The 16,002-nt window shown below is 41.4% G+C and carries 18 protein-coding genes; 11 read left to right on the forward strand and 7 right to left on the reverse strand.

Annotated features, from left to right (window positions below; genetic code table 11):
• Window positions 1-144: 144 nt before the first annotated feature.
• The 3 genes from bioB to I585_RS10860 are packed head-to-tail and all read left to right on the forward strand — an operon-like array spanning window position 145 to window position 2,339.
• Window positions 145-1,107: a biotin synthase BioB gene (gene bioB, locus I585_RS10850; RefSeq protein WP_010741819.1), complete on the forward strand. Its 963-nt coding sequence runs from the start codon at window positions 145-147 to the stop codon at window positions 1,105-1,107.
• A complete protein-coding gene (gene bioD, locus I585_RS10855; RefSeq protein ID WP_010741820.1) occupies window positions 1,100-1,780 on the forward strand; it encodes a dethiobiotin synthase in 681 nt (226 codons plus the stop codon). Before bioB ends, bioD begins: the two co-directional genes overlap by 8 nt.
• Window positions 1,761-2,339: a biotin transporter BioY gene (locus I585_RS10860; protein ID WP_010741821.1), complete on the forward strand. Its 579-nt coding sequence runs from the start codon at window positions 1,761-1,763 to the stop codon at window positions 2,337-2,339. Before bioD ends, I585_RS10860 begins: the two co-directional genes overlap by 20 nt.
• Before the next feature lie 65 nt (window positions 2,340-2,404).
• Here I585_RS10860 and I585_RS10865 read toward each other — a convergent pair whose 3' ends face one another.
• A complete protein-coding gene (locus tag I585_RS10865; protein ID WP_010741822.1) occupies window positions 2,405-3,139 on the reverse strand; it encodes a YdcF family protein in 735 nt (244 codons plus the stop codon).
• A gap of 102 nt (window positions 3,140-3,241) precedes the next feature.
• Window positions 3,242-3,502, reverse strand: coding sequence for a DUF6442 family protein (locus I585_RS10870; RefSeq protein WP_010741823.1), 261 nt, complete (start codon window positions 3,500-3,502; stop codon window positions 3,242-3,244).
• Window positions 3,503-3,887: 385 nt separating this feature from the next.
• Between I585_RS10870 and I585_RS10875 the strand changes: the two genes are divergently transcribed.
• The gene (locus I585_RS10875; protein ID WP_010741824.1) at window positions 3,888-4,502 is read left to right on the forward strand and encodes a histidine phosphatase family protein; all 615 of its coding nucleotides are present in this window, start codon (window positions 3,888-3,890) and stop codon (window positions 4,500-4,502) included.
• A 510-nt stretch (window positions 4,503-5,012) separates the two neighbouring features.
• Here I585_RS10875 and I585_RS10880 read toward each other — a convergent pair.
• Window positions 5,013-5,507 carry a GyrI-like domain-containing protein gene (locus I585_RS10880; protein WP_010741825.1) on the reverse strand — a complete coding sequence of 165 codons (495 nt, stop codon included), beginning with the start codon at window positions 5,505-5,507 and terminating at the stop codon, window positions 5,013-5,015.
• A gap of 68 nt (window positions 5,508-5,575) precedes the next feature.
• Window positions 5,576-6,541 (reverse strand): GIY-YIG nuclease family protein, encoded by a 966-nt coding sequence (locus I585_RS10885; RefSeq protein WP_010741826.1) that lies wholly within the window; start codon window positions 6,539-6,541, stop codon window positions 5,576-5,578.
• A gap of 244 nt (window positions 6,542-6,785) precedes the next feature.
• Between I585_RS10885 and I585_RS10890 the strand changes: the two genes are divergently transcribed.
• The 7 genes from I585_RS10890 to I585_RS10915 all read left to right on the forward strand — a co-directional run bounded on the left by I585_RS10890 (window position 6,786) and on the right by I585_RS10915 (window position 13,287).
• Window positions 6,786-8,441, forward strand: a complete 1,656-nt coding sequence (locus tag I585_RS10890) for a C40 family peptidase (protein ID WP_010741827.1) — start codon at window positions 6,786-6,788, stop codon at window positions 8,439-8,441.
• A gap of 129 nt (window positions 8,442-8,570) precedes the next feature.
• Window positions 8,571-8,855 carry a GNAT family N-acetyltransferase gene (locus tag I585_RS23990; protein WP_010741828.1) on the forward strand — a complete coding sequence of 95 codons (285 nt, stop codon included), beginning with the start codon at window positions 8,571-8,573 and terminating at the stop codon, window positions 8,853-8,855.
• 11 nt (window positions 8,856-8,866) lie between these two features.
• A complete protein-coding gene (locus I585_RS23995) occupies window positions 8,867-9,097 on the forward strand; it encodes a GNAT family N-acetyltransferase (RefSeq protein WP_244265990.1) in 231 nt (76 codons plus the stop codon).
• Between the two features lie 97 nt (window positions 9,098-9,194).
• A complete protein-coding gene (locus I585_RS10900; protein WP_010741829.1) occupies window positions 9,195-9,851 on the forward strand; it encodes a MurR/RpiR family transcriptional regulator in 657 nt (218 codons plus the stop codon).
• A gap of 101 nt (window positions 9,852-9,952) precedes the next feature.
• Complete coding sequence (locus I585_RS10905; RefSeq protein WP_010741830.1) at window positions 9,953-11,344, forward strand: family 4 glycosyl hydrolase; 1,392 nt, start codon at window positions 9,953-9,955, stop codon at window positions 11,342-11,344.
• A gap of 10 nt (window positions 11,345-11,354) precedes the next feature.
• Complete coding sequence (locus I585_RS10910) at window positions 11,355-12,686, forward strand: PTS sugar transporter subunit IIC (RefSeq protein WP_010741831.1); 1,332 nt, start codon at window positions 11,355-11,357, stop codon at window positions 12,684-12,686.
• Between the two features lie 217 nt (window positions 12,687-12,903).
• On the forward strand, window positions 12,904-13,287 hold the full coding sequence (locus I585_RS10915) for a winged helix-turn-helix transcriptional regulator (RefSeq protein WP_010741832.1): 384 nt from the start codon (window positions 12,904-12,906) through the stop codon (window positions 13,285-13,287).
• A gap of 68 nt (window positions 13,288-13,355) precedes the next feature.
• Here the strand turns inward: I585_RS10915 and I585_RS10920 are convergent, their stop codons facing one another.
• The 3 genes from I585_RS10920 to I585_RS10930 all read right to left on the reverse strand — a co-directional run bounded on the left by I585_RS10920 (window position 13,356) and on the right by I585_RS10930 (window position 15,980).
• Window positions 13,356-13,550 carry a hypothetical protein gene (locus I585_RS10920; protein ID WP_010741833.1) on the reverse strand — a complete coding sequence of 65 codons (195 nt, stop codon included), beginning with the start codon at window positions 13,548-13,550 and terminating at the stop codon, window positions 13,356-13,358.
• 274 nt (window positions 13,551-13,824) lie between these two features.
• Entirely contained in the window at window positions 13,825-15,294 is a 1,470-nt protein-coding gene (locus I585_RS10925) for a sensor histidine kinase (protein ID WP_010741834.1), read from the reverse strand.
• Window positions 15,291-15,980: a response regulator transcription factor gene (locus I585_RS10930; RefSeq protein WP_010741835.1), complete on the reverse strand. Its 690-nt coding sequence runs from the start codon at window positions 15,978-15,980 to the stop codon at window positions 15,291-15,293. Before I585_RS10930 ends, I585_RS10925 begins: the two co-directional genes overlap by 4 nt.
• Between the last annotated feature and the right edge of the window lie 22 nt (window positions 15,981-16,002).

The following is a 16,002-nucleotide window of genomic DNA, read 5'->3' on the forward strand; positions in this document are numbered from 1 at the left end:
ATAGTATTGAGAGGAACCTTCAGCGTTTCTCTCAATACTATTTTTTTATGAACTGACTTTTTCTGTAAACTTTTTTGCTGAATCCTCTTTATTTTCGTTAACCTTTGAATTATAATTGGTTAACGAAAATAAGGAGGGCTTTTTTTGACAGTAACAGCTGAAACGAAGGCGGCGATTTCTAAGGCAGATTGTTTAGAAATTTTGTATTCCGATAATAATTGGTGGCAGTATTATGCGGCCGCCCTGAAAATCAAGGCAACTAAATCTGGGAACCGGATTCGCTTGAATTCACTGCTGAACGCCAAAAGCGGATTATGCAGCGAGGATTGCGGCTACTGCTCGCAATCAAAGAAAAGTACCGCGGCGATCGACGAATACGATTTGCTGCCAAAAGAGGAAATTTTGCGCAAGGCTTTGATCGCCAAGAAAAATCATTCCAGCGTTTTTTGTATTGCATTGAGTGGGAAACGTCCGTCACGACAAGAGGTGCTGGTTTTAGGCGAGACGATCCAGGCAATCAAAAAAATGATGGCGATCGAAATTTGCTTGTCGATCGGGTTGGTGACGGATGAACAGATCGTTTATTTGAAAAGCTGCGGCACCGACCGCTTCAATCACAATTTAAACACCAGTCGAGAAAACTATTCTTCGATCGCAACGACCCACAGCTATGATGATCGGTTGAATACGCTGAAAAAACTGCGCGAACATGAGTTAAATATCTGTTCTGGTTTTATTTGCGGCATGGGCGAATCGAATGAACAATTGGTAGACTTGGCCTTTGAATTGAAGGAACAGCAGCCATACTCGGTTCCAATCAATTTTTTATTGCCGATCGAGGGGACAGCCCTTGAAAAGCAGCAGCCATTAACGCCTCTAAAATGTTTGAAAATTTTAACCATGCTGAGAATGGTTTTTCCGGAGACCGAATTGAGGGTGAGTGCCGGAAGAGAATTCCATTTGAGCGAATTGCAGCAACTAGCCGTTTTAATCGTTGATTCGATCTTTCTGGGGGATTATTTGACGGAAAAAGGGGCGGCGATCTCAACGGATCAAAAAATGCTGGATCTACTGGGTTTAGCTGTTGAAGGAGCGGCCGATGAGTAATCAGTACATCATTTGCGGGATTGGTACGGATTGTGGAAAATCCGTCGTGAGCGTTCTGCTCTATGACTATTTGAAGAAGCGGAAAAAACTAGAGCCAATACTGGTTAAACCTGTTCAAACAGGCGCTGCTTTAGACACCGATTTTTATCAAGCCTGTCAAATCAATCGGCAGAATATCTTCAATTTTTACACGATGACCTCAGAGACATCGATTCACACAGCCAGCCACTTAGCTGAAAAAACAATTGATGTGGATCAAATGGTACATGAGACGGTCTTATTACAAACGAAAAACCGGCCGCTACTGCTTGAAATGGCCGGGGGATTAATGTCGCCGCTCAATGAAACTACGTTGATGATTGATTTTGTCGAAGCACTTCAACTGCCGGTGATTGTGGTGGTTGATAATTACCTTGGGGCGATCAACCACGCGCTGTTGACGACCGAGGCTCTGAAAAATCGAGGGATTCCGATTGCTGGATTGATTAATAATACCTCCAAGAAAGAGAACGCTTATGATCAGACTTCTCTTGAAATTATAGCGAGCTATAACGGTTTATCGGTGATTGGAAGGGTGCCCTATTTAACAAAAATTGAGGGTCAACTAACAGAACCCGATAAAAAAAGCGAGTTGGTAAAGGAGTGGCAATTAAATGTATCGCAAGCGAACTAATGAAATGACACGGATGGCGCTGTTTTTCGCCTTATTGATCGTAACCGCAAAATTGGTGATTTCATTGCCCTTGTTAGACTATTTATCGTTACAGATCATCACCGTTTTTCTGATCTATCCATTTCTAGGAAAAAAAGACGGATCAATCATAATGATCAGCTATCTAGTTTTGGGTGTTATCGGTTTGCCAATTTTTGCCAGCGGCGGAGGTTTCGCTTATGTTTTTAAGCCGACCTTTGGCTTTTTGCTGGCCTTCGCAACGCTGCCACTGATTCAGGCGTTGCTGACTCAACTTGTTCGACAACAAAAGTGGTCGCCGCTAACAAGAATGCTGATAATCAATTATTCAAGTCTGCTTTATATTCATCTAATCGGAATCGGCTATAAGCTGGTGATTTTACGACTGGCAACGCAAAATTTTGCCGCACTTTCCAGTATTTTGACAGTTACGACACTGATCGATCTTTCCTGTGATATTCTGCTGGTCTTTGTCGCGAGCGTAGTGACACTGAAAATGAAGTCCTTACTTGGTGTCAAAGCGAGTGGACTTTTCAATTAGCAATAGAAAAATGATCCTGCACTTCTTTAATAGAAGAAATCAGGATCATTTTAAAATTTCTGGCTTTATTTCCGCACATTTCCGGCCAAATATTTCTGGCAGCGGCGATAACTCATCAACACTTTTTCTGGAACATCGACATGCGGGATAAAGTTTGCGCCATTTGGTCCATAGCCTTCTTTGTCATCATTGAGTCGGCGAATCTCGCCAATCACTAACGATAAGAAATACTCCGGCGCCCACCAAGTATCCATTTGCGGATTTTCAAAATGGGGGCGAGTATCAAAATCAATTAATTTCGGCTGTTCGAAAAAGAGTGGTTGGATCGCGGCTAAAGGCAATCCCCATTCTTTACTGAAGGTAACATGCGATCGTTTTTGAACTAACGGATCTTGGACGAGCCAAAAATTTTGCGGCGCAGCTTGGTCAAAAAGTTCATAAGAGAAGCGAGCGTTTTCTCCAGTATTCGTTGATTTCTTTTCTAAGCGTAAAGTGAGCTCGCGAGAACAGTAATGCAAGAAGACTTCCTGCGTGATTTCCGCTTCTGAAAGGTCTGACCACTCAGAGCGAACCAACTCAGGATACATCTTTTTACAATTCGCGATCAACGGGGCGGTGCCGTGACCGATCCCGCCAACAAAAAGCACCTGCTGAATGCTCGCTTCACTTTCACAAAATTCTGCGGCGGAAACAATCAAGCTTGGTAAGCTGTTGCCGGCAATCACTAATGTATCGGATTGAAAATGTTCGTTTTCGGGAATCGTCGTCAGATAATCGACGAGGGTAGCAAAATCAGACATGGCTGCCTCCTTAAAAATTTAGTCAATAGAATCTCCTATATAATAGTAGCAAAAATTCAGACAGAAAAAAACTGCCAGTAAATATCTACTGACAGCAATTTGTTAAAATAGGTATTTGATAAAAAAGAAAATACATGAGGCAAAAAGCAAAACGGATATGGTTAGCCAAGCTTTTTGTTTGATCCACAGGAATTTTCCGTAACAAAAGGCGGCCGCAGCTCCGGTAAGAAGACTAAACAGATCCATAATTTCTCGATGTTCGACAACACGTGCCAGCATCAGGATACTAAAAAGGATCAAACTAAAAATACCCGCGGTAGCCAGAGCCAAATCCGTACTGGTCTGTTTCCGTTCCTTTTCCATGCGTTGCCCTCCATTCTATGAATACGTCAAGCTAATTTCTTCGTTAATTTTGCGTTAATAATTCCGAGTTATAAGGGTGGTTCTCCTGCAAATTAAGTAAAATCAGAACGATATCATGTACATTGTTGTTTTTATTATAAATGAATCCGGTTGCAATGTCACGTCTTTAAGAACTTACTATTTTATAAAATAGTTATTTTTTGGGCTTTTAAGGAATTCGGTCGCTCTTTTTGGTATAAATCACTGATTAGTAGTGTATACTTGGTGGGTGAAAGTTGCCGAACCGACTTTTTCAGCTCAGCTGGACAAGCGGAAGGGAACACGATAACGATCATTTTTCGTATGTTGAAAGATGACGCTTTAATAATGACTAAGGAGTGAGGGTGTGACACAGTTTTATTTTGTCCGACACGGGAAAACAGAAATCAATGCAAAAGGGCGCTTCAATGGCGGGACCGTAGATTCTCCATTAATCGAATCAGGCGTGGAAGCCACCAAGCGAATGGCTCAACATTTGAAGGATGTTCCTTTCGATCGCGTATTAACCTCTCCGCAAATGCGCGCGCAAACGACAGCGAAAATCATTCTAGCAGAAAATATCAAAGCACCAGAGTTGACGATCGTTGAAGAATTACGGGAATTGCGCTTAGGAGATTGGGATGGCAAAAAAATCGATCAAATCACCGCAGCCTATCCTGAAGAAATAAAAAATTATCGCACACGACCTGATTTGTTCGATGCAGAAAAGATCCACGCGGAATCTTACAATAGTCTGATCACGCGGAGTACTAAAGTAATTGAGGAAGTCACGGCCGCGCATCCGAAGGAGAAAGTTTTAGTCGTCAGTCACGGCATCCTTTTGATGGCATTGCTAAATACGTTAAAAGGAATTCCATTGGCCAAAATTCGTGAGAGCGGAATTGTTGACAATTCCAGCCTGACGATTTTAAATCATTCAAAAGAGCAGACGGTATTTGAAACATGGGGACAAACCTTCTAAAATAATCAAGTGGAAACTAATGAAAAAATGTCACGAAAATTATATTAGAATAGTCAATTTAGCTAGCGATTAGAGATTTTTTAGACGGTCAAAAAGAACTTTGCAAATTTAAGAAATGATCTCGACAAAACCACTATGTAATTGTTTAGGTTATTTGTTGGTTTTCTTATGTGATTTAAAATAATAAAAATTAACATAAGAGAACAGGGCGAAACTTGAGTGAATCACTTAATTTTTGCTTACAAATGATTCATTATGAGATAAGTAAGAGTTTAAATTCCTCAATTTTCTCAATCAATTAAAAAACGAACTACAAATAACTTTTAAAAAACTCTTTGGCGTTTTTTGCTAAAGTGTTTTTTAATAGATCAAATGAATTCTCGCGTAAGAGATAAAAAAACGGTCTTTTTATTTGCTAGAAGACTTTCTAAAGATAGTTAGACAAAAAGGAGCCCTTCAAAATTTATATTTTGAAGGGCTCCTCATTCTATTTTAATGTGAAAATAAAAATCAGGTAGTTAATAAATCTTTTCTTTTGGGACGATAGGTTAATTCAATCATTGTCTCTTGATCGTCTAAAGGAACGGAAGCATCTGTTAAAAAGTACTCGTAACTGCGGAAGGTGAAGATCCCATTTTCTTGCTTGATGGCATCAACCAATTCTTTATATGAATCTGTCAGTTCCTCGTAATCGCCGACATAAAGTGTTCGTACAGCTTGATAGCCTGGCAGCACATAGCTTTGGAATTTTTCTGTTGATGGGATTTCCTGATTGATCGGGAAGCCGATCTCGACCGCTAACAGTTCATCCTTAGCATTGCCCGTTTCATCCAGGTTCAAGTAGGAAATAAAGGGTGTTCCTACAAGTTCAGCTCCATTTTTTTGAATATATTCTAGCAGATCGACAAATGAAGTTCCGATGTAATTAGGTATGTGCTCATGTGAAATATGAGTGGACATCGAAACGATTGTCTGTGCTGGTTTAGTAATCTTCTCAATTTGCATACTCATCCCCCGTTTCTAAAACTCCTACGGTGATTGTAACAAGGAATGAAATCGAATACAAATAGGAACTATTCTTCCTGTGAAGGGAAGCCTAGGACTTGTCCATGCTGATTCAAGTAATTGAAGAAGATCGGAAATAAGTCTACGTCAGCTTTTGCTAGACGTTCTTTCGCTGCGAGCCGCTGCCAAGTGGCGGGAGAGATTCCTTTTTCCAATCTTTTTTTGGCCTGCTGAAAGGTCGGTTTACGCTGATAAACAATGCGAGCCAACAGTTCGCCTTTAGCGTAAAGGTAACAATAATAGGCGCCTTCCCCGGGTAAGATCCCGACAAACGTCTGATTTTGCATGATCTGGATCAACTGCTTATTGCGTCGTAAAAAGCGCTGAACAGTCAAGTAATTATCCCACCATTGCGCGGAGCCTTCATAATCATGCCGCGCGTTAGCAGCTTGAACACGCTGGTCAATTCGGGTAAGCAGGGCAGTTGACTGGCCTAATAGAGTCTCCTTGATTTCTTGAATCCGCAGCTCAAATTCTTCCTCAGGTGAAAGCTCCTCGTAGCTTTTAACGATTCCGGCGACATATTTCAAAGGGCCGTCCAGGCGGTAAGTACTGTTAATGATCTGCTTTAATTCTTGGATCTTGCTTTGCTTGAAGAAGGGGCCGATGACTAACCCCTCCTCAGACCATTCACTCAGGACCTTCAGGTAAGGAGCCTTGTCTATGAACTGAAAGTAGCCGTATCCTTCATAATAATTCATCATGCGGTTGTATTGCGGCCGAATTTGATGAATCAAATGGCATTCTAATAAGAGCGCATCAAATTCTGTGTCTACTTCTTCGTAATCAAAGTCGGTAATCCAGCGGACCAGCTCCTGAGTTTTTCGAGAATGCTGCTTATTTTGGACAAAATAGGAGCTGACTCGCTGCTTCAAATTTTTGGCTTTTCCAACGTAAATAATATCCCCATTGGCGTTTTTCATTTTGTAAATACCAGGTGTTTTTGGCAGATTTCTGATTTTTTCTTTTAGCATATGCGCACCCCATTTGTTCAAATTAACAAAAAAGATTTTTAAACATCTTTTAAAAGGTCGGTTTGGGAATCAATTTTTTAAGGAAAATGAAAATAATTGAAAAATAGGCCTTTTTGGTCTATTCTCTGAAAAAATAATCTAAAATATCAAGAAATGCAGATCGTAACCAATGACCAACCATTTCTATTGTGTTATAATTAATTATGTTAAGAAAGCAATGAGAGAGAGAATGGAGAGATGTTAAATGTCAAATAAAGTTTTAACCAGGCGCGAGCTGCGTCAACAGAAACGACAGAAGACCAGTAATTATCGCTACCTTAAGAAAGGGTCTGCTGTAGTAGGTACGGCGTTAGTGACGGTTTCAGTAGCGGCACCATTACTAAACACACATGAAGTAGAAGCAGTTGAAGGAAAAACGACAGCAACCACCTCAAATGTTGATAAGAAAGCATTTATCAATGAAGTTTCAAATGAGATCAAACCGTTAGCCGAAAAGCATGACCTTTATGCTTCGATTATGATCGCTCAAGCCATCGTTGAAAGTGACTGGGGACAAACGGATTATGCGCAAGCCCCTTATTACAATCTCTTCGGTTTAGAAGGTCAATATCAAGGCAAATCGGCAATGCTGGATAAAAAAGACGCAGAAACTGGTCAAACTGAAAAGAAAGAAATGAAACAATATGGTTCTTATAAAGAAGCCATTCAAGACTATATTGAAATCATAAAAACAACTTCTCGTGACGGTAATGAAAATTACTTCAGCGGTTCTTGGCGCAGCAATGCGAATGATTACAAAACAGCTGCCGCAGCATTAGAAGGCCGCTTCAATGATGACAAGGGATATGTTCAAAAATTAGTTTCTACTATTCAAGAACATGATTTGACTAGCTATGATGCAACAGAACCAGTGACTCCGCCAGTAGCGCAACCAGCTGCTGCAGCACCAGAACAATCAAAAGAATACACTGTTCAATCTGGTGACACGGTCAATTCTATCACGAATCAATTCGGGATTGGTGTTCAAGAGTTCACTGATTGGAACAATATCGACGACAGCGGGAATATTTATGAAGGACAAAAAGTCGTTGTTGGCAACGGTACAGCTAGCGAAGCAGCACCAGTTGCTCAAACTGCACCGGTAGAAACAGCAGCGCCAGTTGAAAATACGACTCCAGTCGTTGAACAACAGCCAGTTGCTAATGTTACACCAACACCGGAAGTAACGCCAGCAGCACCTGCTGAAGTACCAACATCAACTACGGATGCTTTGAAACAAGAACCAGCAGCACCGGTTCAAAAAGAAGAAGCTCCGGCTCAACAAGAGCAAACAACACAAACACCAGCGCCTGCTGAAACGCAAACGCCGGAAAAACAACCAGAACAAACACAGCAAGAACAACAAACTGCGCCAGATCAAACGCAGCAAAATCAACAACAGCAACAACAAGAACAACAAAATCAACAAAATCAACAACAACAACAGCAAGATCAACAGCAACAACAAAATCAGCAGCAAGATCAACAACAATCAACGGATGCTACTCGTGGACAACAAGTTGTTAATGAGGCTGAAAAATATATCGGTACACCATATGTTTGGGGCGGAAAAGATACGAGCGGTTTCGACTGTTCTGGTCTTACTCAATACGTTTACAAGCAAGTAACCGGTAAAGATATCGGCGTTTGGACAGTTGCACAAGAATCATCTGGTACGCAAATTGCCGTAGATCAAGCGCAACAAGGCGATCTATTATTCTGGGGTGACCAAGGATCAACTTATCACGTAGCAATCTCCGCTGGGGGCGACCAATATATTCACGCACCTCAACCAGGCGAAAACGTGAAATACGGTTCAACTCAATACTACACACCAGACTTCGGTGTTCGCGTATACTAAAAGTAACTTAAAAAAATATCCAAGAAGACTTAAGAACATTTCGTCTTTTTGGATATTTTTTGTTGCTTTATGGAATTAATTGCCGCTACAATTAACAAAGATCATTTTTAGCAAAGCGAGGGAGAATCTATGCGAAAACGACAATTCGAGACAGAACGGCTCTTTTTTTCTTATTGGTTGGAGTCGGACAGTGCATTAGCGGATGAATTATGGGGCGATGAACACGTCACTCAGTTTATTGCCAAAAATGGACGCTTCTCAAAGGATCAAGTACTCCAGCGCTTGCATACAGAAATTCAGAGTCAAAAGGATTTTGGCTATCAATATTGGCCGCTATTTTTAAAGCAAACCGAAACGTTTATTGGCTGTTGCGGATTACATGCGTATGACTTAAATACCAAACGGCCGAATTAGGCTTTCATTTATTGCCTTCTGCTTGGGGAAGAGGATTCGCTGAAGAAGCTGCTCGCGGCGTAATAAATTTTGCGGAAAGCAAAACCGATCTCGTGTTCCTATTCGCGGGACATCATCCAGACAATCGCGCATCAAAAAAATTATTGGAAAAGCTGGGCTTTCAATTTCAAGCAAACACTTACTATGAACCCACAGGTCTGGAACATCCATCTTATCTTTTGAAATTAACATCCGTTAGTTAGCTGGTGAGGAAGAGCTCATCAGCTTTTTTTATCTGATAGATAATCTTCAAAATTATCCAATGCTATAATAAAACTAAAAAGAGCTGGAGGTGGCACGATGGTCTATCAACTAAATCATACAGAACATAAGATTTATCAGAAAATAATGAAAGCGATCGCAAAAGGCGAACTGCCTAAATTGACCAAAGTCGCTGAAGAGAACTATGTGTCAACGACCTATATTGTTAAGTTCGCTAAAAAATTAGGGTATTCGGGCTTCAGTGAAATGATCTATGTCAATAAATATAAACAGCGCCTAGGAAATACCGCCAGCAATTCGGAGATCGCGCTTTTTGATCAAGAGGATGTCCATAAATTGGCCGCGTTGATTTCGCAGTTCTCGGATAAAATTATTTTTGTTTTTGGGATCGGCTATTCGGCGATCATCGCAGATTACCTGCAAAAGAAGCTCTCGAAGTTAGGGCTATTTGTGAATAGCAGTTCGCCGATCGACATGACGATTCCTTATCAAGAATATTTGGTGATCTTCATTAGCAAAAGCGGGGAGACGGATGATGTTTTAGAGATTGCCAAGAAAATAAAATCGACTGTTTCAGCCTCGATTCTTTTAACGGCCGCATCAGACAGCACGATTGGTCGACATGTTACGCACACTCAGGTTGTAGAGACAGAACGCGAACCAAATGCGCCAGATCTCTTTGACAGCAAGTGTCTAGCACTTTTCGAATACATTTTATTGGAGCTTAATCAGTAGTTACAATTGTAACTGGTCTAAAAAAATTTAATCCTTCCGGCTGTTGTATAGTGAGTTCAGATACAAGAAACGACTTAGACAGACAGGAAGGATGAGGCTAGATGAAAAAGTTTAACGTAGTATTTGTGGGAGGCGGAAGTACCTATACGCCCGACATGATGGAATTGATGTGTTTGGTAAAGGAAACCTTTCCGGTGAAGAAAATCGTGCTTTACGATAATGATGAAGAACGGCAAGAACCGATTGGGCAATATGGTGAGGTGTTGTTCCGCGAGTATTATCCTGAGTTAGAGGAATACGTATATACAACCGATAAAGCGACAGCTTTTAAAGACATGGACTTTGCGTTTGTTCAGATTCGAGCTGGCGGTTTGCCGATGCGTGAACAGGACGAAAAGATTCCATTGAAATATGGTGTGATCGGACAAGAAACTTGCGGACCTGGCGGGTTTGCATACGGAATTCGCAGTGTTCTGGCGATGAAGGATTTAATCGAAGACATTCGCCGGTATTCACCGGATACGTGGATCTTAAATTATTCTAATCCGGCGGCGATCGTGGCAGAAGCATGCAAATTATTGTTCCCAGACGATCATCGAATCATTAACATTTGCGATGTGGCCATCGATATTATGGATGTTTTCTGTCCGTTGGCGGATAAAAAACGCCAGGATGTTGAACCACGCTACTTTGGTTTGAACCACTTCGGCTGGTTTACGGCACTGTATGATAAGGAAACGGGAGAAGATGTACTGCCGACGATTTTGCAGGAATTATTGTCAGGAAATGCCAGCGATAAATTAGGTTTTACCGCGAAAAATGACGACTATTGGAATTTTACCTTCAATCATTTAGAAAAAATGGTCAAGGATTATCCTTACTCATTGCCAAATACCTATATGCAATATTACTTATATCCGCAGGAAATGGTGGAGCACAGCGATCCCAACTATACCCGTGCTAATTACGTAATGGATAATCGTGAAAAGAACGTCTTTGCTTACTGCCGCGAAATTGTAAAATTAGGCAAAATGAAGGGGACGAAGCACGATTTGGACTTGCGCTACGGCGAAAATGCGGACAATGAAACGGAAAAAGCCTCGGTCGCTAATAATGATGCCCACGCTACCTACATCATTGAACTAGCTGAAAGTCTGGCGTACAACAAACACGACATTTTCTTATTGATGGTCAAAAATGATGGAGTTATTCCCAATGTAGAAGAAGGCATGATGCTGGAAGTGGCTTGTCGAGTAGGTTCTTACGGCGCGCAGCCATTGGCTTATGGTCCAATCGGGACCTTTGAAAAAGGCTTATTGGAATCTCAATACGCGTATGAAAAATTAACCGTTGAAGCGACCTTGGAAGGTTCTTATCAGAAATGCCTGCAAGCGTTGGCTGTGAATCGAACAGTCGTTGATACGGACTTAGCAAAGACGATCTTAGACGAATACATCGAGGCAAACGGACAGTATTTCCCAACATTCAGTTAGGAGGATTACGATGGAAGCTTTCACGAATTTAATTGATAAATCCTTAACACCCTTCGCGAATAAACTAGCCGGAAATAAGTACTTGACCGCCTTGAGCCATGGTCTAATGGCGACACTGCCGATTCTGATTTTTGGCTCAGTCTGCATTATTATCGCCGATTTTCCGGTACCGATTTTTCAAGAGTTTATGCTCAAAACACTGGGGAACATTTGGACTGAATGGGCCTGGGAAATCGTCGTTCCTTCAACTATCGGACTGATGTCGTTACTAGCTATTGTCGGGGTGACGAATTCGCTTTGCGAGCAGAATCATGTGAATGCGACACCAGCGATCGTGATTTCAATCTGCTCCTTCTTCGTTTTACTCGTGCAGACAAAAGATGGCGGGTTCAGTGCCTCAGATTTTGAAGCGCGCGGCCTTTTTATGGCGATCATTACAGCGGTGATTTGTGCGGAGCTGTATGCCTTTTTGATCAAGCATGATATTCGGATCAAAATGCCGAAGGGTGTACCTGATTTTGTTTCAAATCAATTCTCGGCGATCATACCAGCGGCGATCATTATTCCAATCTTTTTGATCGTTCGTTTAGGCTTTGAGGCTACTTCTTATGGCACCTTTACTAATTTCTTGATCGATATTGTTCAGAAACCTTTAGTGGGAATTGGGTCGACCTTAGTTGGAACGACTGTTGCTTCGTTCTTTAATACCTTCTTTTGGTTTTTCGGTATTCATGGAACAGCAGTAGTCGGAGCCGTGATGGACCCGTTGTGGTACGCGGCTCAATTTGAAAATCTAGAAATTTTTAAACAAGGCGAAAGTCTTATCAGACCCTTCATCGGAACGATGGATTATGCGAATTTCTTCATCTATCTGGGTGGAACAGGTCTGACATTTCCATTGACTTTACTCATGGCGTTCAAATGCCGCTCGCAGCGGCTCAAGGATTTAGGGAAATTGTCGATGCTGCCTGGATTTTTCAATGTGAATGAGCCCGTTATTTTCGGTTTGCCGATCGTACTAAATCCAATGATGCTGATTCCTTTCGTATTGGCACCGTTGATTTCGATCTTGGTTTCGTGGCTGGCGATGTCCAGCGGCCTCGTTCCTTATCCAACCGGTGTCACGATTTCTTGGACAACCCCAGTATTTATCGGCGGCTGGCTGATGACCAGCAGCTGGAAGGGCGGGATGCTGCAAATCATCGTCTCGATCCTATCAGGCTGTATCTATTATCCATTTATCACCACATTAGATCGGCAATATTTGGCGGACGAAAAGGAACTGGAAGAACCAGAGGAATCCGTGAATGTTGAAAAGCAGTCGATCAGTGTGAATGCTTAAAAAATCAATCAGCCCCCTATTTAAAGAAGTCGGTCGCCCCTATGATCGGCTTCTTTTTTGATTTTGTGTTGACGTGTTAAAAGAGTACTTTCCGCCAGGGATAGTTACCTTGCTAACAAAAAGAATAGCCACTAATAAATTCCATAGTAACATTGCGAATGAGAGTAATGGTTGTTATACTGTGGCTAATTTCAAGCAGGATACGGGAGGTTTTACTATGTACGAACCTAAGTTGGAAAAAGAGATTCGCTGCCCTTTGGAATATGGTCTGGATATTTTTGGCGGAAGATGGAAATCACGCATTATCTGTGTTTTAGCAGAGAAACAGGTACTAAGATACAATTCATTGAAAAAGGAAATGACAGATATTACTGATGCTGTTTTGGCTTCTGCACTAAAAGAGCTGCTTTCAAATGAGATTATTGCCCGCAAACAATACAACGAGATCCCTCCAAGAGTGGAATATTCACTTACCGAAAAAGGGAAGTCGGTCGTGCCGATTCTGCAGCATATTTGCGAATGGTCGGGGGCGTATCATAAAGTAGATAGCGAAAAATCATTGATGCAATGCCAAAAATGTGATTACCATCGAGTTTCTTAATTAGACGAAAAAAAAGCTAGAGCCCTTTTCATATGTTGGAAAAGGGACTCTAGCTTTTTGATTGACCGTTAAGCAACGGAGTAAATTTTGATTTCTGGGTCCTTGAACCACAATGGCTGCAGACCAGTGACCACATCCTTGGTAAACAACTCTGTTTCAAGATAGGCCTGAGCAGCCTCAAGATCAGCAAAACCGTGTAATACTTGAACATCCTCGTCTCTAACAAGTAAATCCTTGGTAAGAGCGCCCTCAATCTGCGTCAAAAAAGGTTCTCAATAATCTGTAAAAACAGTTACTGCGGCCGCTCGTTTTTCTTCCTCAATGTATAGCGTAATTTCTAAATAAGCCTTCACCGTCATATGTTTTCCTCCTACTATCAAAGTTTTTCCTTCGCGCTAAGGTAAACTTAGATTATCAGAGATACTTTTCTAAGTAAATATTCTAATAAATTAGTTAGTCACTCTTTATTTTCTTAGTGAGTAGATGACGTGCAGAAATGAAGTCGAAATATAGGGCTTATTCGACAGCATTATCTTATTAATCAGTCCTGTTCCAAAAAAGTACCTGAAACATTTTATCGTGTTCATTCAACACGATAAAGGATATTTTTCCACCATGTTTTTCAACGATTTTTTTACTGATGGCTAAACCAAGTCCGCTGCCGTTTTGGGAAGAGCGGGAGCTGTCGCCGCTGACGAAGGGCTCAAATAATTGCTCCTGCAATTCTTTAGGAATCGAATCGCCGTTATCCTTAATCTCAAAAAGAATCTGATTATCATGGGAATAAAGACGAATGTGAACGCCGGTGCCCGCTGGATTGTGCTGGATACTATTGCCAATCAAATTATCAAAAACACGACGTAGCTCGACCGGGTCTCCAGCAAATTCTAAAGCAGTCTCCGGTAATTCAAAGGTTAGATCAATCCCATTTTTTTCGGCGGATTCAAGGTGCTCCAATAAGACTTCGCGAATCAACTCAGACAGGTCCAAATTTTGCCGGTGAAGCTGATAATCGGGGCTTTCTAGTTTCGAAAAGATCAGCAAGCGATTCACCAGTTCATTCATGTGCTCAGATTTTGAAATGATGGTTTCCATCGTTTGTGTTAGTTTATCATCACTGACTAAGCCATCAGCTACTGCTTTGGCGGTGCCTTGAATAGTGGTGATCGGCGTGCGCAGGTCATGAGCCATATTGGCAAATAATAGCTGACGCTCCTTTTCATAAAAAGCACGTTGCTGTTCCGCCTGGTCTAGCTGGTTCGCCATATGGTTAAAAGAATCCTCAATCTCAACATACTCGTATTCCGCATTCAGATGGATTTTTTTAGCGTAATCACCATTTTTGATCGTTCGCAAGCCATCAATCAGCACCGTATTCGGTGCAACAATATGCTCCTTGACGGATTTGGAATAGCGTTTCAGACAGAAAATGAAGATCAAAAACAAAGGAATCAGCAACAGCACGATCTTTTTTAAATTTGAAAGGAAGGTAGGTGAGCTGAAACTGTCAAAAACGAGATTGAAATTTCCGCGAATACTTTTTCGTGGTACTTTAGCAAGACAAATATAATTTCGTCCATCAGATCCCGTAAAAGGCGCGAAGGTTGCCATATATTGTGCTTCTGGATCGTTGAATTTAAAGGTGATCGGGCCGAATAGATAGGTTTTATGACTGATCATTGATTGAAGAGCATCCATTTCTAGTAACTGATTTTGAGTATAATGTGCACTCTTTTTTGCCACTTTTCCTTTGGTATAAATCACGTCATTTTTTTCATCAAGAATCTCAACCCAGCCGCCAACATCTTTCAAAGTAGCAATATCAATTTTTTTATAATCCGGGCGAACAATTGTCTGGGCGCATAGTTCTTCCACCATTTCATTCGTTCCAGAGACAAAAAATTGAGCGATCGCTATGAATAAAGAAATCAAAAACAACAGCAACAGAGAAGTTGTAAGGTATTTTTTGGTTAAAAATCGTCCGAGTGTCTTGGGTTTCTTTTTCATGGCACCATCTTATAGCCTAACCCGCGAATCGTTTGGATATAAGATTCCTCCTCTCTGGTTCCGAGTTTTTCTCTGAGGCGGCTGATATAGACCATGATATTATTATCATCGACGATATAGCTATCCTCCCAAACCGCTTCATAGATCTGTTTCTTAGTAAAAACCCGTCCAGGGGAGCTCATTAATAGACGCAGGATTTTGAATTCAATCGAGGTCAGTGAAATCTGTCGCTCTCCTTTAAGGAGCAAGCATTGATCAAGATCAAGGATCAAATCATGGAGGACAAGTTCCGCTGGCTCCACGATTTCTTGTGCTCCCAGTGAGTAGAAGCGGCGAAGCTGTGCGCTGACACGCGCAACTAGTTCCAAAGGATCAAATGGTTTAGTCACATAATCGTCCGCGCCGATGTCCAATCCCAATACTTTATCAGCACTGGCATCTTTGGCCGTCAAAAAGATGATCGGCATATTTTTTTCTGCTCGAATTCGCTTGATTAATTGATAACCATTCATTTTTGGCATCATAATGTCTAAAATAGCCAGATCAATTTTTTCCTGTTGGATACAAGCCCAAGCTTGCGCGCCATCCGACGCTGTAAATACTTGGTAGCCGTCTTTTTCTAAATACAAGGTGACAAAATCGATGATCCCTTGTTCATCATCCGCCACTAAAATTGAGAACCCCATTTTACACCTCCGTGCTAGTTCA

It is taken from the genome of Enterococcus malodoratus ATCC 43197 (assembly GCF_000407185.1).
GTDB lineage: Bacteria > Bacillota > Bacilli > Lactobacillales > Enterococcaceae > Enterococcus_A > Enterococcus_A malodoratus.